Genomic DNA, 20015 nt, shown 5'->3' with positions numbered 1-20015 from the left:
CTCGGCGGTATGTGGTCGGGGTCGGCAGCCCGGGGTACGTAGCGTTCTTGTCGAGGCCGGGGTCTCCTCCCACCCGAACGACGGCCAATCACGCGCCGGCGCTGAGGTACGCGGCTCTGGCCTCGCTCAACTCTGCCCAGTGCGCCTCGAGGCCGGCCAGAGTGGGGCTGACGTTCAGGGTGGGGAGCGGCTGGGAGTGTCCGTCGATGTAGCGGCAGGCTTCTTCGAACACGCGGTTCACAGTCTCGATAGCGGCAGGCAGGGCGGCCGTCTTGATGTTCGGTAGCGCGGTCATCCGCACGTTGGGCTGGTAACGCTGCGTCACCCCCTGCAGCAGCTCAGTTTCGGTGAACACCTCGCACCAGGCCCGGATCCAGTCGTAGCCGGTGCGTACGAGCGCGGCGCGCGCATCACCCTGCTGGGACTTGGCGGCCTGGATGGTCTCGTTGATGTTCTTCTTCAGATTGCTGATGCTGTCCCAGCGGGGCCCGGTAGCTCGGGTGACCTGCCCCTTGCCGTCCTCGTCGGTGATGTGGAAGTACGAGCATCGTTTGGACGCTGCCATCAGGTTCAGCAGTGTGGTGGCGAAGAAGATGTCGTGGGTGAACACGATCACCTGGGTCGTGTCGGCGAGTGCCGCGACACGCTGCGCGACCTCGTTGATGCGGCGATGATCGAGACTGGAGACCGGGTCGTCGAAGATCACCGGTGCGGTGATGCCGGCGAGGCGTGCTTCGGCGAGAAAGTCCGCCATCGCGAGAACCTTCTGCTCGCCCTCGGAGAGGACCTTCGACGGCTTGTGCTTGCCGGTGAGGACCTTGCGGCGGTGCGCTCGTCCCTGACGGCCCACGAACTCGACTTGAAGTTCGGGTGCACGGAGCGCGGTGCGTTCTTCGGCGAACAGCGCGTCGAAGCTTTCGTTGATCATCTGGTCGCTCGCGGTTTTGGCAAGGCCAGTGACCGCGCGTAGTAGCGCAGGCATGGGCTTGGCGAGCAGTGCGAGGCGGTCGGCTTGTTTCGCGTCGCGCACCTGTTGTTCGATGATCGCCCAGGACCGGGCGAGTTCGGCGGCAGCTTCGAGTTCGACCAGTTCCTTCTTCTTCTCAGCGAGTGTTTCCGCGCGCCGCGCGGCTTGTCCTCGCAGTTCCACCAGGGCGCCGCTGGTGGTCTCGAGTGCTTCGGTGAGGCCATCTGCGTCGGCGGCCACGTGAGCCAGGAGGTCGGCTGTGACGGGGGTGTTGTCGCGGAGGTGGTCAAGGAGCGCGGTGGCAGTGCTGAGCGTGCGTTCCAGCAGTGGCAAGAACACGGGCTGCGGGTTGCTCGTGGCGTGGTCGCGCGCGTAGGCGTCGACATCGCTGGTCCGGATGCCGAACACGGGTGAGGTCAGGGCGCTGAGCCGCCCCTTGGCGGCTTCGATGTCGCCGGCGATCTTTTCCTCGAGGAACTCGGAATACTTTCCGATCAGCGCCCGTGCCGGGTCACTGAGCGGTTGGCGGCAGTAGAGGCACCGGTCTGCGTCGTGCGCGTCGTGTGCGCTCAGGTGTGCTTCGTACTCCTCACCGGCCTGGATGAACCGGGTCCAGGTGTCGTCGGGGGCGGCGGGCAGGTCCGCCGCTTCGAACAGCGCCGCGCGGAAGGCTCGATACTCCTCCTGCAGGTACGCCAGGGCGGTGAGCTCGCTGCTGTACGTGGCGGGGCTGAACCGACCGAGAATCTGTGCGGCCGTGCTCGCCTCGGCGAGGACACGCTCGGCGCGTTGTTGCAGGGTGATCTCGGCGCTGATCGTGTCGGCCTCCAGCGCGGCCACGGTGCGGCGCAGTGTCCCGATGCGGGTATCAGCGTCGGTGTGGTGGTCGGCCATCGCCCTGAGCTGGTCCAGGTCTGTCGCGGCGCCGAGCGTCTCGATCAGCGGGTACACCGACGCCGCTCGCGGGAATCGGCCCAGCAGTCCTGTGGGGCCGGATCGCAGGTCGCTGATTGCCGCATCAATGCGGGCCTGGACGGCCTTGATTCCGGCGATGACGTGGTTGAACAAGGCAAGCGCGGCGGGGACGTACACATACTCGAGGTCTTCGTCGACATGGAAGCTCACCGATGGGCTGTCGAAGATCGAGATGCGCGTGAACGGGGCAACCCCCCGTTGCCCTGTCCAGGCGTACGTCTTCGCTTCCGCTCCGAGTTGGTAGCCGATCGTCGCGGACGGGGATTGCGGCGCCGTCGCCTCGATATCCCCGAGGATGACGTCCGCGGTGCGGCTGGCAGCAAGCGCTTTGAAGATTCTCGAGTACCCGGTCTTGCCGGTGCCGTTCTCACCGAACAGGATGGTGAGGCCCTGATGCGGTTCGATGACCCCACCACCGATCAGAGCGTTCACCCCCGCAACCTCTGACAGTGAGGTCACGGTCAAAGGTTCGAGCGCCTCGTCCTCCCCGTCGATCATCGCGAGCTGATCCTCGGTCGACAGTTCCCGGGCGTCCAGCGCCTTCTCTTGCCGGAACAGCGTGTACGCGTGGTCCTCTTCGTCGGAGTTGAGAGGGCCAGCTCCGGTGAGTACGACGCGCACGATGTACCGCACCCATTCGTCGGAACTGTTCGCCCACGCGCCAAGAAGCTGACGGGGGTCCACCCGTGTGTCCGCTTGCACCGCGTCCGTCATCGACCGACCTCCGTCGCGACAGCGGTGTCCATGGAACGCGCTGCTCACCGCCGACTCTATCGTCGCCCTGACAGAACGCCGAGCTGTGCGTCGCGCGGGCCGCTGGAGTTGGTGCGGGAGATGGGGCACGCTGATCGGATGACTGAACGAAACACCTGGCCACGCAACCGGTCGACGCTTCCTGGCGGTGGCCTGTCGACGCTTCCTGGTGGCGGCTTGTCCACCCTGCCGGGTGACGGGGCCTCTACGCTTCCCGGCGGTGGTCTGTCGACACTCCCAGGTGGTGGCCTGTCGACCCTTCCTGGTGGCGGTTTATCCACGCTCCCTGGTGGCGGTATGTCGACGCTTCCTGGCGGTGGTCTGTCGACGCTTCCCGGGGGCGGCTTGTCTACGCTTCCTGGCGGAGGTCTCTCATCGCTGCCTGGGGGTGGGCTGTATGACGGTGCAGACCCGAACCCGTACCGCTCGAATCAGCCACCCATGACCCACTTCATCCCCTACCTCCGCCATCAGGGGCTGAACGATGTCGCCGATCTGCTGGCGCGTGCTCACGGGCTGAACCTGTAACGAATCACGAGCTCTGCTTCATCGGAGCGGCCCCACGTTCACCTTGACACTCCACCGGGTACCGTCGAGCTGTGTTCTTGCTGCTTGACGCCAACGTGATCGTCGGCAATCCGCTTCTGCGCGGGCGGCAGTGGGACGCCGTCGCGGATGCGGTCGCTTCCGAAGCGCTCGATCTTTATGTGCCCGAGCTTGCGGTCGATGAAGCCGTGGCACGGTACCGCGACAGTGCAGCATTGCGTGAACGCGAGGCGAAGAAGGCTCTCAAGACATGGCCGCCGAGGTCACGGGAACTCGTCCAGGAAGCCATCAACGCTTCAGAGTCCTTCGCCGCCGAGTACGAGAGTCTTCTGCGGGCGCGCCTCGAACAGATGGGTGCAGAGATCGTCGGCTACCCGGAGGTAGAGCATCGTGAGGTCGCGTTGCGGGCGATCTCACGGTCGGCACCGTTCGACAGGGAGGGCAACGGATACCGTGACGCGCTGCACTGGTACGTCTTTGTCGATCTGCTTCTCACGTGCGAACCCGAAGATCCGCACGCGTTTCTTCTGTCGGCTGACAAGCGTGCGTTCGGACCAGCGCGACGGCGGGAACTCTTGGCCGAGATCGAGAAACTCGATGTGGAGTGGGAGGTGAAGATCCTTGAAAGCATCTCCGATTTCAAGGTTCCCGGGCAGTTCCTCGATGACGAGGGCTCATTGGACTACGAGCAGGAGCGACAGCTTCACGACGCGGTACAGGATGCGGTGCTGGCAGGCGGAACACCCAAGGACTTCACTCACTCGCTGGCAGCGAAGACCGAGTTCGACGTTGCTGATGTGCTTGAAGTCTTGTTACTGGATGTGAACGTGGAAGGGGTGCAGATCGAGCGAAAGTCGCGCGATCTATGGATCAACTACACCGCCCAGGCAACGTGCCTCGTGAAGCTCGAGAGCGTCGAGATCCTCGACGAGGACGCCGGCGACTACGCCACCCATCGGGACACCGCCGTATGGGTCCTGGATCTCAGCGGCAATGCTTACTCGTCAGGGAACCGCATCGACGAGGTCGCCTCCCTGCGTCTCGACACCATCGAAGGAGACGCACCGGCATAGATCGAAGGAGACGCACCGGCATAGACAGTGGGCGGGTAGGAGCTACCTCGAGGGCCGCCGGCGCGGCCGCCGCTGTTCAGGTGGGGCGTGCATCTGATCGGCACTCGGCTGTCCTCGCTTTATGTCGGCGGCCTTCGCGGTTCGGCGGTGACGCTCGGCAAGTCATCATGGACTTCGTGTACCGACGCCGAGTGTTCGAGGTTGCAAATGAGCTCGGCGTTGACGTGCGCACCGTGCTCGACGCGCTGCGGAGCCTGGGTGAGGCGGAAGTGCGCCCTGAGGCGCAGCTGAGTGAGTCGCTCGCTCGCAAGGTGCGAGTGCATTTGAATGGTGGCGGGGCTGTGCCGGAGCGGCGGCGGGGTGTGGAGCCAGCGCGCCGCCGGTCGAGGTTTGCTCAAGGCATTCGGGAGCAGCATGACGACGCAATCCGTCGCGTCATCCCCACCATCGCGGCGGGCTTGACCGTTGCCGCTCGGCTGCCCGAGGGTAACGAAGTCATCGTCGCATTCCACAACCGTGACGCCGTCGCGCGGTACGGGTTCTGCACCCTGTCGGGCGGGCCGCTGCCACCCACTGTGCTCAACGCTTCGGATGCACGGAGGCTGTTGGCGCCGTTGCGGGACGTTGACCGCGACTATGTCGCTCGCGGGTGGACGCCACCCAATCTCTACATCGCCTTCGACCTCGCCCATCAACACGTCTGGCTAGGAAGGTCGCTGAAGACGATCGGGCATCCTGGTGAACGATTGGCTGCGGACTCGCTCGTGCGGGTGCCACCCCCTAGCGCCGGTGAACCGCCCCGCATCAACCCTCGCGCACAGCTCTTCACCGCCAACAAAGTGCCGTCCGTCGTCGCGGCGGTCGGCGAGGGGTCGGATCGTCCCGAAGAAGCGTTCCTCCTTCACGAAGAGCTTCTGCGTCTGGCTGTCGACAGCCTCGTCGACGCGGACGTTCTCGATCCGCTGCCCGTGCATATCAACGCGATCTGGTTCTTCGCGCGCCCGATCGTGATGCAGCGGGCGGGCGACAGCGACCGCCATGTCCGCGCGGTCTGGTACCGGCAGGGCGGCTCGATGTGGCGCATACGCACATACGTTGCTGGCGTTGCGGGATCCGGCGCGGTCAATGTCAAACAGGTCGGGCCGCAGCTGTCCGGCCGCGTGCCATTCGTCCCGGTCTGGGATGACACCCGACCGGAACAGAAACTGCTTGCCGCGGTGTGGGCGTTAATGGCCCAGGGCGGCATAACTGAGTCGGAACGCGTCACAGGCGTCGTCGTGCCCAGCGGCGAGCCGCAGGGCGAGCTGACGATCGTGCGCGTGCAAGCGGGCAGCGATCACGTATCCGTCTATCGAGAGGGGAGCGACGGCGAGCCGCCCGATCGTGCGGCCTGGTCGGTTCGCGGCCACTGGCGGCGACAGCCCTACCCCTCACTCGGGCTCGACGACGACGGCCACGTGCGCACCCGACTGATCTGGATCGCGTCGTATGTGAAGGGTTCCCACGGAGCACCAGTCGAACCCAAGGTAATCGTGGTCAGTTCAAGGCCGGGAGAGGCCTGAGGGCCGACACGACCGGCAGTTGAAGGTTCTCGATACGAGATGCCAATTCCACGAGGTCTTTCGAGCGAGTTGCGAATTGCAGTGTCGTGGGGACGTAATCGCCGCCGCCGCCGCTGCCCGCCGCCCGCCGCCGCTGGCGCGCCAGCCAAGGGGCCGCGTGTAGATCCGCTCGAAGTGGGCGTATTCTCCGACGAACGGGGCCGCGGTGCGGGAGTCTGGTCTAATCGGTGGATGGTCGCAGCTTCGTTGAAGCCGTTCCCAAAGTCCGTCCGGGTGATCGTGTCGCCGTGATCTCGCCGGCATTCGCCGCCCCAGCGATTTCGCCCGTTCTCCACGAGCAAGCGATGCGGCGTCTGAAGGAGGCGACCGGGTTCATCCCGGTCGAGTACCCCACGACGCGGCAACTCGGCGCGAGCGCGGAAGCCCGTGCGGCAGACGTGAACGCGGTGTTCGCGGATCGGAGCATTCGCGCGGTGCTGGCCGCCATCGGTGGTGATGACCAGATCACTGTCATTCCGCACTTCGATGCCGCCGTGATCGCGGCGAACCCGAAGCCGTTCCTCGGGTACAGCGATAACACGAACCTGCACAACCTTCTTTGGAACCTCGGCGTGCGGAGCTTCTACGGTGGATCCGGTCGACCTCGTCTACCCGTTCACGGGGAGGTGGCTCGTGCAGAACAGTCCGGCGAACCACGACCGACTCTGACCAGTCGCTCGCCTGTGCGCATCACGGAAGCATGACGTCCCCGGTTCGGTTCACCGAGCTCGCTGGGTGGACGCCGCAGCCCTACCGCTCCGTGTTCGTCTGGGTCGCGTTCGAGGAGCGCCTCGTCGCGACCGGCGAGAGGTACGGTCCCGACGATCACGCGGGAGTCTGGACGGCGGACGGGTTCCTGTCGCGGTGGTCCAGTCGGCTCGTCGATCGGGGATGGGAATGGATGGCTCCGCTCATCCGCCGACTCGCGGACGGCGAGGACCCGGAGCACGTGCGCACGGACGCGCTCCATGAGTACGCCGCTCGCCACGACGGCGCGGAACCGAACGTGACCATCTGGAACCTGGGCGTCGACCGACTCCGGTGAGGGCGAGTCAGCCGCGTTGCCGCCCCGCTCGTGGAGCCACGGCATGCGACGTTGGTGCCGTACTTTCCCCGGCGTCGGCGCCTTCCTCGAGGAGGTCGAGAGGCGTAGTTCCGTTTCTGAGCGGGCCAGCGGGAGGCGACGATGCCGCCACCGGCGTGTGGGATCCGGTGCTGCTGGCGATGAGGCTCATTGCGATGTGGGTGGCCGGGCGTAGTCAGGTCTCCATGTTCACGCGTGTCGCGCGCGGTGCCGACGTACTGCAGCGCGGTTGGCGCAGCGGACGCTGCAGTACCGCTGGCGGCCGTTGCGCGTGACGTCTACCACGACGTTGTGGCACGGGTCACCCGGGACTTTGCCGGCGTCGCATCGGTGAAGGCGGTGCATTCCCCGCGTTGTCAGGTGGAGTGCGGTGCCGACGCTGATGACGGCCTCCAGCACATGCGGCAGGGCTTGGTCTTGGTCTCGATAGTGGAGGTGCCAGCCTTCATCATGGTGGTCGGTTAGGCGCGGGTAGGCGGCCGCCTCTGCGAGGTGTTGGTTGAGGAGGTCGGCGCGTCGTTGCGGCAAAGGTTCATCAACGACTTCGAGCCATCGGTCGATTACCCTGCGGACACCGGTGTAGTCGTCCGCTTGCGGATTCGCGAACGGCGTCTGCATCCCATAAGACTCCGCACGGTCGACAATGCCCGCTCGATCTTCGGGCCAGTCGTTTGCCAGTGACGCGGCGAGCAGGACCGCGTACTCGCCGTAAGGGTTGAGATGCATAAGGGCATTACATCACACTGGAACGTGAATCGTTGGAAGGAACTGACTATGACGGTGCTGGGTACTGGACTCCCGTGGGCCGCGGTCGGCGGGATGGGGTTGGCGGCGTTGGTAATGGTGCTCACGCCTGGGCCGAACATGATCTATCTCGTGTCGCGCAGTATCGCTCAGGGGCGAATCGCAGGTCTGGTCTCGCTGGCGGGGACGGGCGTGGGATTCCTCACCTACATGACGATGGCGAACCTGGGGCTCAGTGTCGTGTTCGTTGTGGTTCCGTGGCTCTACATCGGTCTGAAGGCCGCAGGAGTGCTGTACCTCGCCTGGCTCGCGTTCAAGACGTTCCGCCCAGGAGGGACAGGACTGTTCGAACCCGGACCGCTCACCCGCGATACGCACGGGAAGCTCTTCCGGATGGGGCTGTTTACCAACCTGCTGAATCCGAAGGCGGCGGTGATGTACCTGGCGATCATCCCGCAGTTCATCGACACATCGCACGGCAACCCGATTGCGCAGGGGTTCACGCTCGGCACAGTCCAGATCACTGTCAGCGTGATCGTCAACGCAGCAATCGTGCTGGCCGCCGGGACGATCGCAGGATTCATCGGAACCCGCCCGTCCTGGCTCAAGTGGCAGCGCCGCATCACCGGCAGCCTTCTTGCCGCGGTCGCCGTCATGCTGGCCAGGGAAGTGCCCCAGGCTGCCCGCGCGTAGACAACCTGCAGGTGGTCGCGCGCGTGTGGCCAGCGCGCCAGCCATCGCAGCGCCGATGTAACCTGAAATGGACGAATCCGTTCAACCGATTCGTTGCGACATCGACTGATCGCTCTCGCGGCACACGTCGTGAGTGCCACGTGCGCACGAGCGCCGACGACGGCGACCCCGTACATCAGAAGCCGAGGGCGTGGACAGCTGAGCGTGTATGTCAACGGCCGCAGAATGGGAGCGAGATGAACCTGCGGGAAGAGCTTCTGCGTGTCTACGAGGACGCGCGGTCCAACCGGTCCTCCGAGGAGAACGAGACGACGGATCGTGCGGCTGCGGAGCTCTTCGACGCCGGTACGGCAGACCGCGCGAAGGCCGTCGGAGATGTGGCGCCGGTGTTTTCTCTCCCCAGCGCCACTGGCGAAACGGTGACCTTGAGTGATCTGCTTGAGGATGGCCCCGTGGTGCTGAGCTTTTACCGAGGCAGCTGGTGCCCGTATTGCAATCTCGAGCTGCGGGCGCTTCAAGCGAACATCATGGAGTTCAAGGCGCGCAACGCGCGGCTCGTTGCGATCTCGCCGCAGGTGCCTGACGAGTCATTGTCGACCGCTGAGAAACACAGCCTCACTTTTGACGTTCTGAGCGACGTGGGGGCCACTGTCTCCCAAAGCTACGGCCTGTCCTTCGTCATTCCTACGGAGCTGGCTGCGCTCTACGAGCGACGAGGTCACGATCTCATCCGTCGAAACGGTGGCGATGGTCGAACGCTTGTGATCCCCGCGACCTATGTGATCAGGCAGAGCGGGTCTATATCGTGGTCGTTCGTGGACAGCGACCACACCAGACGTGCGGAACCGCGGGACATCATCGCAGCGCTCGATGCGATCCGCTGACTGCTGCAGAGGCGACGGACGGAGGAGTCACGCGCCTCTCGTGCGACCGTGCGCGCTGCGACGCAACTCCCGGCTGGTTGTGGACGGAGATCGGTCATGCAGCGCGGCGATCTCCGTTGGCCGCGCACCTCGGCTCGCGAGATCGGCGATCAGAACGCGCTCCTCTTCGAAAAGAAGCCTCGAGGAGATGGGGAGAAGCGAAAGCGGGCCAGGGCTGTGGCACGACCTTCACCGCGCTATCCTTGCGCCGCACCGCGGTGCCATCGCGCCGGGGGTACGCGGTCGTCCGCATCGCGCCGACCTCGCGGGCGGCGGCCGCCAGCGGCTGCACTGAGCGAGCAACTCCGTGAACCGGTTCCACGTCAACGAGTTCGGCCTACGCCCGGGGCCCGGACGGGCAGATCGATCGTCGCGTGCCGGGGTGATTCCGGCGCTGACATCTGGCTCGACCGTTCCTGCCGACCGAGGGTGGTCAATGGCTTAAGACCGTTGCCGTGACGGTGGTGATGCCGACGATGACGACGAACCCGCGGAACAGGCCTGCGGGGAGTCGTCTTGCGAACCTGCCGCCGACCAATCCTCCCAGGATCGAGCCGAGAGCAACGAGGGCGACGATGGGCCACGAGATCAGTTCTGGTGAGACGAAGATGAAGACCGTGGCGGCGATGATGTTGACCGCGGCGACGCTGGCGTTCTTCACGGCGTTGAGTTCTTGCATCAGCAACGTCGTCGTGATCCCGAGCAGGGCGACGAGGAGGATCCCCTGCGCTGCACTGAAGTAGCCACCATAAACTCCGAGCAGGAACGCGCCGACCACGGAGGCGACTTTCGAACCTCGGCGAGGGAATGGCGTCGCGTCGACGTCGTCGGTTGCCGCCACGCGGCCGATGCGGTTCTTGATGGCGGGTCCGCTGAGTACCAGAAGCGTACCGATACCAATCAGCCAAGGGATGACGGCAGCGAAGATGTCGGCGGACAAGTGCAGGAGGAGGAGCGCGCCGGTGACGCCGCCGGCGCTGGATGAGGGAAGCAGTAGGCGAGTAACGCGGTAGTGTGCGCGCAGCTCGCGTCGGTAGACGAGTACCCCCGACAGGCTGCCGGGCACGATGCCGACCGTGTTCGCCATCGTCGCCGTCAACGGCGGAAACCCCAGCAGAACGAGGATGGGGAAGGACGCCAGTGTCCCCGCGCCTACGACGACGTTCAGACCTCCTGCAAGGAAGCCTGCGCCGACGACCGCCGCTCCTCGCAGAAGCGGCGCGATTTCTATCAGCACGTTGGCCTCCTCCTCGCCCGGGTCACAAGATGTCCCGGAGGCCTTCAAGGCTTCCAAAAGTGCGCTGGACGCAGGTTGATAGAATCGGAAGGGATGTACGCGAAATCCGAAAGCTAGTTCGTGGCGCCCAACTTGCGGGATCTGGAGCTGTTCGTCGCGATCATCGACGCCGGCTCGATCACGGCGGGCGCCCGCGCCGTGGGGGTCTCGCTGTCGTCGGCCAGCAGCCGGATCGCTCTACTGGAACGGCAAGAGCGAGTCGAGCTGTTGTCGCGTCGACGAGGTGGGATCGTGCCGACCACGGCCGGCACGACCCTGGCGATACATGCCCGTGCCCTTCTCGAACGTGCTGATGAACTGCGGCAGGCGATGGACGGGCTGCGCGGGGACTCTGCCCACGAGATCCGGCTCGCCAGCAACACATCAGCCGTCGATACCTTGACCGAGTTCCTGGCCGCGACTCTCGCACGATTCCCTACGATGCGGATCGCGGTGGTCGAGACAAGCAGCGTCGAGGTCGCGTCTCGGGTCCGCGAGGGGGGTGCTGACCTCGGGATCGTTTCCCTCCCACCGACGGGCGACGGTTTGATCGCTCGTGAGTTATGGGCGGATCCCCTTGTCGTCGTTCGTGGCTCGGTGTTCCGCGGAGACGACGTGGCTCCTTCCTTCGAGGAGGTGATGCGGGGGCCGCTGATCGGGTTGCCAGCGGCAAACCCGCTTCAGACACTCATCGACGAGCAGGCGCGCATCCTCGGTGTGTCACCGGCGTACCGCGTGCGGTTGCCAACCCTCAACGCGGTGTACGCCGTCGCCAGCACTGGGGCTGGCGCGGCGATCGTCCCGTATGGGACCGTCAGCCGCTCTCCCACACTGCCTGCTGCCATACATCCGGTGGCAGAGGAATGGGCCGACCGCCGCGCACTCCTCATCACTCGGTCTACCTACGTTCCGTCCCCCGCGCAGCAGGAGTTCATCGACGCGCTTCTGCGCTACCGGGATGAAGTCGATGTCACCGAGCCGCTCGGAGTCGTCATCCTCGGCTCGCCCCCTGAGCAAGCCCGCCGCGGGTAGCGAACCCGATACGAGATCCACCCCGGTCGGTGATAGAGCTGTACGCCAAGCTCGGAAAGGACCTCGGCACCAGTTAGTGAGCGTTGCCGAGCGTAACGACTCGCTGGCGCAGCGCGGCAAGATTCCGGCTGGCCCAAGCAACCCAGACCGCACCGAGAGCGTCTGTTACTGGAATGCAAGGTCGGCTACCGATCGGCGATCCTCCCCTCACCCCCTCCGAACGGGAGCAGATGCTCAGCGCACCGATGTTGTTGACGACCACGAGTGCATGGAACAACGCGCGTAGGCAGTCTGCCGTGGCCCGTGCCAATTCCACTCATCGTGGCCGGATTCATATCCGGAGCCCGCGACGATGATCGTGAAGCAAATGGCCGACACCACGAGCGCCACAATGACGGGCACGAGCGCCCTGAACTATCGATAACAACTCGTGGGCGCAGCGAGGACCCCGGCGTTCACGTCCGGCGCTGTCAGAGCTCGATCACGTACTTGACTCCGCGTGAGCGGCCGCCGGCGCCAAGCCGTCGGGCACGCGCGCGACGTGGGCACTGGTCACGAGAACCTTCTCCGCCCAGGTGCCGCTGCCACCGGGCAGGGGCGCCTCGTGGACGAGGTCGAACACGGCGATGGGAATCGCGTAATCGAGTGAGACGGCGTTGCACAGGTCGACGAGCGGGTGGATCGAGGGCAATTCCCCGTCGCTCTTGAATCAGCGTGGCAGCGCTTCCGACGCGCACCGGTACTGGGTGGGTTTGAGTCCCATCTGACTGAATGCGCGCCGCCAGGCGACGATCTCGGGGAACTCGCTCTCCGGTCGTTCGGAGAGGCGCATGGAGGCCCGCTCGCGGAATGGTGCCGCGGTCGCCGAGACGTCCGCCGTGTCGGTCACGCCATCGAGGGTGAGTGTCGCGACGGCGAGCTGAGGGAAATGAGCGCGCAGCGCCGAGTCATGAACTGAGCTGCATCAGCGGGTTTCGAGGGCGAGACGGCCGGCGAGCAGCCCATACGTGCCCGCGAAGGTGCGACGCAGCCACGCCATGACCTTCGGGCGCGTGATGACCTGGTTGCGCATCCCCGCGGCGAACACCCCATACAGCGCAAACACGACGAACGTCAACGCCATAAACACAAGGCTGAGCCAGATCATGTGCCACGTGCCTTTCGCCTCGCCCGCGGGAACGAACTGAGGGAGGAACGCGAAGAAAAAGATGGTCAGCTTCGGATTAAGCAGGTTGATGAGCACGGCGGTACGGATGACCCGCCAGAACGAAACCGGGGCGGGGTTCGCGTCGCCGTCGATCATCGTCTTGTCGCGGAATGTCTGCCAGGCGAGGTAAAGCAGATAGGCGACACCGAGCCACTTGATCGTCTGGAACGCGATCGCGGAGGCATTCAGGATCGCGGCCAGTCCGGTGATCGCGGCCACCATGTGAGGGATGACCCCGAGGGTGCAGCCGAACGCCGCAATAATGCCAGCCTTTGCGCCGCGGGAGAGCCCAGCGGCGATCGAGTAGACGGCGCCGGTGCCGGGGGTGGCGACCACCACGAGGGTGGTCAGCAGGAATGCAATGCTCATCGTCGTCCTTCGAGAGTCGTTGCTTCCGCACAGTACCGCGTCCGCGTAATCCCGAAATACACGAGCGATCAGCCGAAGACGAGCGAATCGCCCAGATGGACACCGTGTAGACATTCGTCCGCGAGATCGGGATGGCATGAAGTCGCGCCCCTCGGGTAGCGAGGTCATGGTCGTGTCGCGGTTACACGTCATCACGCTGGCGGACGATCGGCAGCCACAACTCCGTCGTCGCGGAACGGAAGTCTTCAGCGCGATCGAGGATCGCGACGATCGAGGGGCCTGGTCGCAGCAGCCACGGGTTCGACGGAAACCACTCGGATGCCGATGCCGCATACGTCTCCTGCAGAGCCGCGGGATATGGTCCAGATGCCCGGAACACAGCCCACGTGCCGGCAGGAACCTCGATCACGTCGAGTCCTTCCGGCGTGGTCGTCGCGGCGTCCCGGGCAACGCCGTGCAGATAGGTCAGTGTGCTTCCCTCGGTGTAGTCGGAATCGACATCTGCGCTTATCTGAAGCAGTCCGTGAGGATCCGTGTTGCCGAGCGCCGTCAGTCGCGCGTGCTCGTGCGCCGGCAGAGAAGCGACGTGCGCTTGGATGTGAGGATTCGCGCTCCGGTGGATGAGCGGAACGCGTGCAGCATGGCCGACGAGCCGGAACGCGGGTCGATCCACGATACGCGTGTCCATCGACGTGGCGCCGTGGACAGTCAGTCGCAGCGTGAGTTGCGGCTGTGACGGAAGCGGGCCGCCGTTCGTCCGCACCTCGATAGGCGCCGCACCGTGGACCGCCCGGAACGCACGTCCGAATGCCTCGGCCGAGCCATAACCAAATCGAACCGCAACCTGGAGAAGCGGATCGCCCGCGATGACGTCGGCCGCGGCGACCGTCATCCGCCGACGCCGCACATACTCGGACAACGGCATGCCGACAAGCGATGCGAACATCCGCCGCAAGTGGTACTCCGTGGTGCCGAAGGAAGCAGCCAGCGCACCGATGTCGAGGTCGTCGGACAGATCCGCTTCGACGACCTCGATGAGCCTGTTGAGCTCACTGATCACACAAGCCTCCCTTCATTCCAATTCTGTTTGCCGGGTGCAGTGGTTTGTCCGAACGTGCGACTCCGATCCGAGCGGGCCGGCTCGTGACGGCCGGCGACGTCCGACGACACGCAACACCACACACCATCAGGCGTCCCGGGCGCCTTCACCCGACTTGATCGGTCTCCAATTGTCGGGCGCCGGACCCGGCGTGACGAACACCCTGGAAATCGTCTCGCACCACGAGAGTCCAAGCTGAAGGGAAGCATGTTAGACGCCCGTATCGTCGAGCGGACGGCCTTCCGCCTGATCGGTTACGCAGCGCGCGTCCCGGTCGTGTCGGAATTCCGGAATCCTCATGTCGAGGCACACATCACGGCGCTGTCTGCGGAGAACGTGGAGCGGCTCCGAGCACTGGGCTGCTCGGAGCCCTCGGGTCTGCTTCAGGTGAGTACGGAGGTCGACGCCGACTACGCAGTGAACAGTCGGTTCACGTTCATGGTCGGTGTCGCCCTCGATGCGGCTCCGCCCGCACCTGAGCGCCTCGATGTGATCGAGGTTCCTGCCGGCAAATGGGCGGTGTTCCGCACGGGCGCTCCTTTTGCGTCGGCCTGGATGGACATTGTCAGCGAGTGGTTTCCGTCACACCCGTGGCGCCTGCGTCCGGGGCCGTCGATCGTCACTGAGCGCCGACCAGGCGAGCGAGCAGCGCGCCGCAACCGCCGAGGTCTGGATTCCCGTTGAACGCGCGTAAGCCAACTCTGCGCGTCTCCCGGCCGAACGCAAGATTCCAACAGTGGGAAGCTCTGCTCCACAACCGCAACAAGCGCCAGCGGGCCGGCGAGTTCATCGTGCAGGGTGTGCGCCCCATCAGCCTCGCACTCGAGCGGGGCTGGCCGATCCGCGCAGTCCTCTATGACGCGGATCGGCCGCTGTCGCGGTGGGGTGCACAGGTTATCGAAGGATCAGGAGGCGAGCGGATAGCCGTCGCGGCTCAGCTGCTGCATCAGTTGAGCGACCAAGACGACGGCTCCCCCGAGCTGATCGCCGTAGCCGCCGTGCCGGACGATCAGCTGTCTCGCATACCTATGGGGCCGTCGTTCCTCGGGATGGCATTCGACCGCCCCTCCCTGCCCGGCAACATCGGCACGATCATCCGTTCATTGGATGCCATCGGCGGGTCGGGCCTGATCGTCACCGGACACGGCGCAGATCCGTACGACCCCAGAGCCGTCCGCGCCTCCACTGGGTCGCTGTTCGCGGTGCCGGTGATCCGACAACCATCTCATCAACCACTGGTGACCTGGGTACGGGAGCAACGCGCTGCGGGCATCCCCCTCACGATCGTCGGAACCGACGAGAACGGGTCCGACGACATCGCCGACGTGGATCTGACAGGCCCCGTCCTGCTCGCGATCGGCAATGAGAACGCCGGACTCAGCGCGGGATGGCGCGATGCGTGCGATGTCGTCGCGCGCATCCCCATCGGCGGCGCCGCCAGCTCGCTGAACGCTGCCAACGCGGCATCGATCGCTCTCTACGAGGCCGCGCGCCAGCGCGGACGGGCATAGGCACGCGAATGGCCTACCGCTACGCCGTCACGCGAGAGAGTTACGCCGACCTCTCCGGCGGCGTGCTCCACTCTGCCCCCGGGTTCCCCGCCCTCCCCGCACGCCTCGCCAGCGAGATGTTCCAGCGAGCATTGGCGCTCACCCCGAACCCCACCGCCCAGGTATGGGATCCATGCTGCGGCAGCGGCCACCTCCTCACCACTCTCACACTCCTGCATAGAGACAGAATCACCAGCGTCCTCGGCTCCGACGTCGATCACGCGGCGCTGGAACTCGCCCGGAAGAACCTCGCCCTTCTGAGCAAGCACGGCATGACCGCCCGCGCGAATGAACTGCAGGCCCGCGCCGAGCGCCTGAGCAAACCCGCCTACCTCGATGCCGCCGCCGCTGCACAGCGACTCGCTCGCCGGCTCGCGTCAGGCGACGGCTCATTCGACTACAACATCGCACCAGCCGACGTCTTCGACCCCGCACAACTCCGGCGCGCGTTGAACGGGCGACGCCCCAATGTCGTGGTCACCGATATCCCCTACGGCGAGCAGACAGCGTGGCACGGACCGGATGCTGCACGAGGCCTCGACGGCATGCTGAATTCGCTGGAAGAGGTACTCGACGAGGGAACCGTGATCGCAGTGACGACCCGCGCCCGCAAGGTGCGCCTAACCGGCCCCCGGCGACCTCTCGCATGGTTCCGAATCGGAACCCGAGCAGTCATCCTCTGCCGCATCGCCAGCCGACTCCAGCATCGAGTTTGAATCTTCCGTGTAGCTCGTCAGCATTGTTCCTTCGGGCAGAAAATTCGTGGGGCTGCATAGAGCCCGGTTACAGCGTTGAGCACTGTCTTGGTTCCGACCGTACTGGCCGGCGACGTTGTTGGAAGCTAGCAGCGATTATCGCCCAAGCACCATCGGACCACGGATCAGATCGGCTACGCAGCGAAGTGTTCTTCGTAAAGGATCCCCTCACGGCCGAAGCGGCGTTTGCAGATCTTCCCGAAATGCGCGAGGGCGTCGACGCGATGGCAATCGGGCCGGGTGTCCTGTACTTCTCGCGGGTAGCCGCACAAGCGACCAAGACCCGCGTTCAGCGCGTACTCGCTATGCCGATGTTTCAACAGATGACAGTCCGAACCTGGCGCGTAACTACACGGCTGCTCGAACTGCTCGACAACGGTTAGCCTCCGCACGCATCCCGAAATTGATCGTTTCCGGATTCGACGTGATCGCTCGGCCCCTGAAACTTGAAACGCGATCGAGTCAGGGAGAAACGCGCTAATGTCCGTTCTCTTTTGAGTCGGAATCTCGTGCCGCTGATTCACCGCGATCGAGGTTCCTCAGCTCCGCAAGGTCGTCGTGAGTGAGGTTGAAATCGAAGATCTGCGCGTTCTCCCGCAGCTGTCTGGGGTCGTCCGCGCGCGGAATCGGGACGATGTTGTGCTGCACATGCCACCGCAACAACACCTGCGCGGGGGTGCGACCGACCCGGTCTGCGATGTCTACCACGACGGGATCTGTGAGCAAGGGGCCGCCGCGCCCGAGCGGACTCCAGGCCTCGGTCACGATGCCCCACCGCTTGTGCAGATCACGGATATCGTCGCGCGCCAGGTCGGCACTCAGTTGGATCTGGTTGACGTCGGGCACGCGTCCGGTAGCGGCGACGATCCGTTCCAGATGTGGTCGTTTGAAGTTTGAGACGCCGATCGCCCCGACCCGCCCCTGCTCGACGAGTCTTACAAGACCCCGCCAGGCCGCAACGTAGGTGTCGAGCCAAGGCACTGGCCAGTGAATGAGGAATAGATCGAGGTAGTCGAGCCCGGTCCGTCTGAGGCTCTCGTCATAGGCGCGCTGGACACCATCTACGCTGTGATTCTCCTTGTTGAACTTGCTGGTGACGAAGATCTCCTCGCGAGCGATCCCGCTCTCTCGGATCGCCGCGCCAACCGGGGCCTCGTTGAGGTACTTGTGAGACGTGTCGATCAGTCGATAGCCGATGTCGAGCGCCAGCGCGACCATCTCGTGCACCGCGTCGCCCTTGAGCGGCCACGTGCCGAGACCCAGACGCGGAATCGAGTGTCCGTGGAGGAGTGGGATCGGGGCGGGGTTCACTGGAGCACCCCCGTGATTAGCCCAACGCCTCGCTCAACCGCATCGAGGCGTCCTTGAGTGCTCGCCCGAAGGTCGCGACTTTCGAGACCGGAAGACGATGGACTGGGGCAGCGAGGTTGATGGCGAGATTGATGCCTGCTGAGTTCGCGACCGAGACTGCGACCGATGCCACACCGTCCTCGCTCTCCTCGCGGTTCGTCGAGTAGCCCTGGCGCCGAACGGTTTCGAGTTCCTTCTCGAGGTCCGCAAGGGACTGAACGGTATGCGAGGTCACCGCGGGGAGTGAGTCCGTTGGAAACAAGCGCCCGAGCTGTTCTGTCGGCAGGCTGGCAAGCATCGCCTTGCCGGTCGAGGTCGCGTACGCCGGGATCTCCCGTCCGAGGCGTGAGGCGACGCGGACTGCCGCCGCCGGCTCGGACGCCGCGATGAAGCGGACGTTCGCGCCTTCGAGGGTGCCGAGATGGCTCGTCTCGCCCATCGAGGAACTGAGATCCTCGAGGATCGGCTGCGCCAGGCGCGGAAGATCCATGCGCCGGAAAATTGAGAAGGCCACGCTCGTGAGTGTCGGACCCGGACCGTAGGTCTTCGTGCGCGGATCCTGACGGGCGAATCCGCGCCAGATGAGCATTGCGAGGATGCGGTGCGCCGTCGAAGACGCCACCCCGAGTTCGGCGCTGACGTCGGTCAGCCTTACCTCCGTACGCTCGCCAAGAAGGATGAGCAACCGCAGTGCGTTGTCCACTGACTCGATCGGGTATTGGGGCGCTACACCGTCGCCGGGCGATTTCTGCACAACAGAAATCGTATCGCCTTGTGGTCACGGGGACCATCCTCAGACCGCGGGCGTGACCGACCGCGCGCCGTCGCCGGTCAGGCGCGCCGCGACCTCGGCTCGATCGGTTCTCGTAGCCACCGCTCGCCGCGTGCTAACGAGCGCCCGCGGCCAGTTGACGACGAGCGCGCCGGTCAGTGAGTCGTCACTCTCCGAGTAAAGTACGGCGAAGCGCTGGTCCTCCTCGGACCCGATGATGACGATGTCGTCGGCGCCGGTGCGCCCGACCACCTGGATCTTCCAGTCGTACTGGTCGCTCCAGACATACTCGGTCGTGTCGTAGTCCTCGCAATCATCAGGGTGGACGATGTTGTGTGCGACGACGCGAGCCTGATCAACGGCATTGGTCCAATGTTCGAGGCGCAGCGAGACGTTGCGCGACGCACTCGCCCAACGTGCGATATCGCCGACGGCAAAGATCTCAGGATGCCCGATGGCCCGCAGCCCAGAGTCGCAGGTCACCCCGTTGTCGAGTTCGATGCCGGAACCCTCGAGCCACTCTGTGTTGACCACAGCTCCGATACCGACGAGAGCTGCATCGGCCTCGATGATCTCGCCGCCATCGAGCACCACGCGCACCCCGTCTGCCGTCTGTTCGACGCCTTCGACTGTCCTTCCGAAGTACTCCTCGACGCCCTCCTGGGCATACTTGCGGCTGAAGATCTGGCCGACTTCGGCATTGAGCACCCGCGACATCGGCGCCGGGAACGGGTCAACCATGCTGACCCGTACGCCCGCCGTGATCGCCGTTGCGGCAGCCTCCCCCCCGATGAAGCCTGCGCCGATGACCACAAGGTGCCGCGCTGTGGCCAGCTCATCCCGCAAGCGCTCGGCATCGCCGCTGGTACGCAGCAAGTGAATATGCTCACCTTCACCCCACGGAGAGCGACGGGCGCGTGACCCGGTGGCGATCACGAGTGTGTCGTATGAGACGGCTGTACCGTCCTCGAGCGTCACAACCTGGCCTTCGAGGTTGAGGGATGCCGCGGGCGTGCCGAAGATTGAGATGGCTCCGATCCCCCGCGTCTCGTGCTCGGAGAGAAGCTCGATCTCGTGTCGCGCCGTCTCACCGGTGAGGTACTTCTTCGAGAGCGGAGGTTTGTCGTAGGTGGGATGGCGTTCCTGGTCAATCAGGACGATCTCGCCCTCGAATCCCTCGCTTCGAAGGGCTTGGGCGGTCTTGAGCCCACCAACAGAGGCGCCGACGATGACGACCCGCGACACG

General features: G+C 65.0%; 21 protein-coding genes. 10 read left to right on the top strand and 11 right to left on the bottom strand.

From position 1 onward, the window contains the following. Positions 1–88: 88 nt before the first annotated feature. Entirely contained in the window at positions 89–2656 is a 2568-nt protein-coding gene (locus tag M4I32_RS05235; protein ID WP_138174587.1) for an AAA family ATPase, read from the bottom strand. 638 nt (positions 2657–3294) lie between these two features. On the opposite strand from M4I32_RS05235, the gene M4I32_RS05230 reads away from it, so the two are divergent. The 4 genes from M4I32_RS05230 to M4I32_RS05215 all read left to right on the top strand — a co-directional run bounded on the left by M4I32_RS05230 (position 3295) and on the right by M4I32_RS05215 (position 6960). Next, positions 3295–4314 (top strand): PIN domain-containing protein, encoded by a 1020-nt coding sequence (locus M4I32_RS05230; RefSeq protein WP_138174582.1) that lies wholly within the window; start codon positions 3295–3297, stop codon positions 4312–4314. Positions 4315–4481: 167 nt separating this feature from the next. Beyond that, positions 4482–5876, top strand: coding sequence for a hypothetical protein (locus tag M4I32_RS05225; protein ID WP_138174580.1), 1395 nt, complete (start codon positions 4482–4484; stop codon positions 5874–5876). A gap of 227 nt (positions 5877–6103) precedes the next feature. Further along, a complete protein-coding gene (locus tag M4I32_RS05220; protein WP_138174578.1) occupies positions 6104–6619 on the top strand; it encodes an LD-carboxypeptidase in 516 nt (171 codons plus the stop codon). Then, positions 6616–6960 (top strand): hypothetical protein, encoded by a 345-nt coding sequence (locus tag M4I32_RS05215; protein ID WP_319033428.1) that lies wholly within the window; start codon positions 6616–6618, stop codon positions 6958–6960. Before M4I32_RS05220 ends, M4I32_RS05215 begins: the two co-directional genes overlap by 4 nt. 228 nt (positions 6961–7188) lie before the next feature. On the opposite strand, the gene M4I32_RS05210 is transcribed toward M4I32_RS05215, so the two are convergent. After that, positions 7189–7725, bottom strand: a complete 537-nt coding sequence (locus tag M4I32_RS05210) for a CGNR zinc finger domain-containing protein (protein ID WP_138174574.1) — start codon at positions 7723–7725, stop codon at positions 7189–7191. Between the two features lie 48 nt (positions 7726–7773). Between M4I32_RS05210 and M4I32_RS05205 the strand changes: the two genes are divergently transcribed. Both M4I32_RS05205 and M4I32_RS05200 read left to right on the top strand, forming a co-directional pair. Beyond that, positions 7774–8436 carry a LysE family translocator gene (locus M4I32_RS05205; RefSeq protein ID WP_228480872.1) on the top strand — a complete coding sequence of 221 codons (663 nt, stop codon included), beginning with the start codon at positions 7774–7776 and terminating at the stop codon, positions 8434–8436. 236 nt (positions 8437–8672) lie between these two features. After that, the gene (locus M4I32_RS05200; RefSeq protein WP_319033427.1) at positions 8673–9320 is read left to right on the top strand and encodes a peroxiredoxin-like family protein; all 648 of its coding nucleotides are present in this window, start codon (positions 8673–8675) and stop codon (positions 9318–9320) included. Positions 9321–9347: 27 nt separating this feature from the next. On the opposite strand, the gene M4I32_RS15200 is transcribed toward M4I32_RS05200, so the two are convergent. Next, a complete protein-coding gene (locus M4I32_RS15200) occupies positions 9348–9509 on the bottom strand; it encodes a helix-turn-helix domain-containing protein (RefSeq protein WP_413466791.1) in 162 nt (53 codons plus the stop codon). Between the two features lie 283 nt (positions 9510–9792). Continuing rightward, positions 9793–10653, bottom strand: coding sequence for a sulfite exporter TauE/SafE family protein (locus tag M4I32_RS05195; protein WP_319033426.1), 861 nt, complete (start codon positions 10651–10653; stop codon positions 9793–9795). Positions 10654–10716: 63 nt separating this feature from the next. Here M4I32_RS05195 and M4I32_RS05190 point away from each other — a divergent pair, with 63 nt between their 5' ends. Further along, positions 10717–11667: a LysR family transcriptional regulator gene (locus tag M4I32_RS05190; RefSeq protein ID WP_138174572.1), complete on the top strand. Its 951-nt coding sequence runs from the start codon at positions 10717–10719 to the stop codon at positions 11665–11667. A 481-nt stretch (positions 11668–12148) separates the two neighbouring features. Here the strand turns inward: M4I32_RS05190 and M4I32_RS05185 are convergent, their stop codons facing one another. The 4 genes from M4I32_RS05185 to M4I32_RS05170 all read right to left on the bottom strand — a co-directional run bounded on the left by M4I32_RS05185 (position 12149) and on the right by M4I32_RS05170 (position 14303). Continuing rightward, the gene (locus tag M4I32_RS05185) at positions 12149–12358 is read right to left on the bottom strand and encodes a hypothetical protein (RefSeq protein ID WP_319033425.1); all 210 of its coding nucleotides are present in this window, start codon (positions 12356–12358) and stop codon (positions 12149–12151) included. An 18-nt stretch (positions 12359–12376) separates the two neighbouring features. After that, positions 12377–12556 (bottom strand): hypothetical protein, encoded by a 180-nt coding sequence (locus M4I32_RS05180; RefSeq protein ID WP_212743495.1) that lies wholly within the window; start codon positions 12554–12556, stop codon positions 12377–12379. 75 nt (positions 12557–12631) lie between these two features. Continuing rightward, entirely contained in the window at positions 12632–13243 is a 612-nt protein-coding gene (locus M4I32_RS05175; protein ID WP_138174570.1) for a LysE family translocator, read from the bottom strand. 181 nt (positions 13244–13424) lie between these two features. Next, a complete protein-coding gene (locus M4I32_RS05170) occupies positions 13425–14303 on the bottom strand; it encodes an AraC family transcriptional regulator (protein ID WP_319033424.1) in 879 nt (292 codons plus the stop codon). A 246-nt stretch (positions 14304–14549) separates the two neighbouring features. Between M4I32_RS05170 and M4I32_RS05165 the strand changes: the two genes are divergently transcribed. From M4I32_RS05165 to M4I32_RS05155, 3 genes are read left to right on the top strand one after another with little or no spacing between them, the layout of a single operon-like run. Then, a complete protein-coding gene (locus M4I32_RS05165) occupies positions 14550–15026 on the top strand; it encodes a GyrI-like domain-containing protein (protein WP_319033423.1) in 477 nt (158 codons plus the stop codon). Continuing rightward, positions 15023–15853, top strand: coding sequence for a TrmH family RNA methyltransferase (locus tag M4I32_RS05160; RefSeq protein ID WP_413466785.1), 831 nt, complete (start codon positions 15023–15025; stop codon positions 15851–15853). Before M4I32_RS05165 ends, M4I32_RS05160 begins: the two co-directional genes overlap by 4 nt. Before the next feature lie 8 nt (positions 15854–15861). Further along, a complete protein-coding gene (locus M4I32_RS05155; protein ID WP_319033421.1) occupies positions 15862–16608 on the top strand; it encodes a hypothetical protein in 747 nt (248 codons plus the stop codon). 516 nt (positions 16609–17124) lie between these two features. Here the strand turns inward: M4I32_RS05155 and M4I32_RS05150 are convergent. The 3 genes from M4I32_RS05150 to M4I32_RS05140 are packed head-to-tail and all read right to left on the bottom strand — an operon-like array spanning position 17125 to position 20014. Next, the gene (locus tag M4I32_RS05150) at positions 17125–17958 is read right to left on the bottom strand and encodes an aldo/keto reductase (RefSeq protein ID WP_319033420.1); all 834 of its coding nucleotides are present in this window, start codon (positions 17956–17958) and stop codon (positions 17125–17127) included. A gap of 16 nt (positions 17959–17974) precedes the next feature. Further along, the gene (locus tag M4I32_RS05145; protein ID WP_252370903.1) at positions 17975–18751 is read right to left on the bottom strand and encodes an IclR family transcriptional regulator; all 777 of its coding nucleotides are present in this window, start codon (positions 18749–18751) and stop codon (positions 17975–17977) included. 39 nt (positions 18752–18790) lie between these two features. Further along, positions 18791–20014 (bottom strand): NAD(P)/FAD-dependent oxidoreductase, encoded by a 1224-nt coding sequence (locus M4I32_RS05140; RefSeq protein ID WP_138173435.1) that lies wholly within the window; start codon positions 20012–20014, stop codon positions 18791–18793. Between the last annotated feature and the right edge of the window lies 1 nt (position 20015).

The organism is Microbacterium sp. LRZ72 (genome assembly GCF_033792225.1).
Lineage (GTDB): Bacteria > Actinomycetota > Actinomycetes > Actinomycetales > Microbacteriaceae > Microbacterium.
Note: the sequence above shows the minus strand (reverse complement) of the source record. Positions and strands in the feature narration are given on the sequence as shown.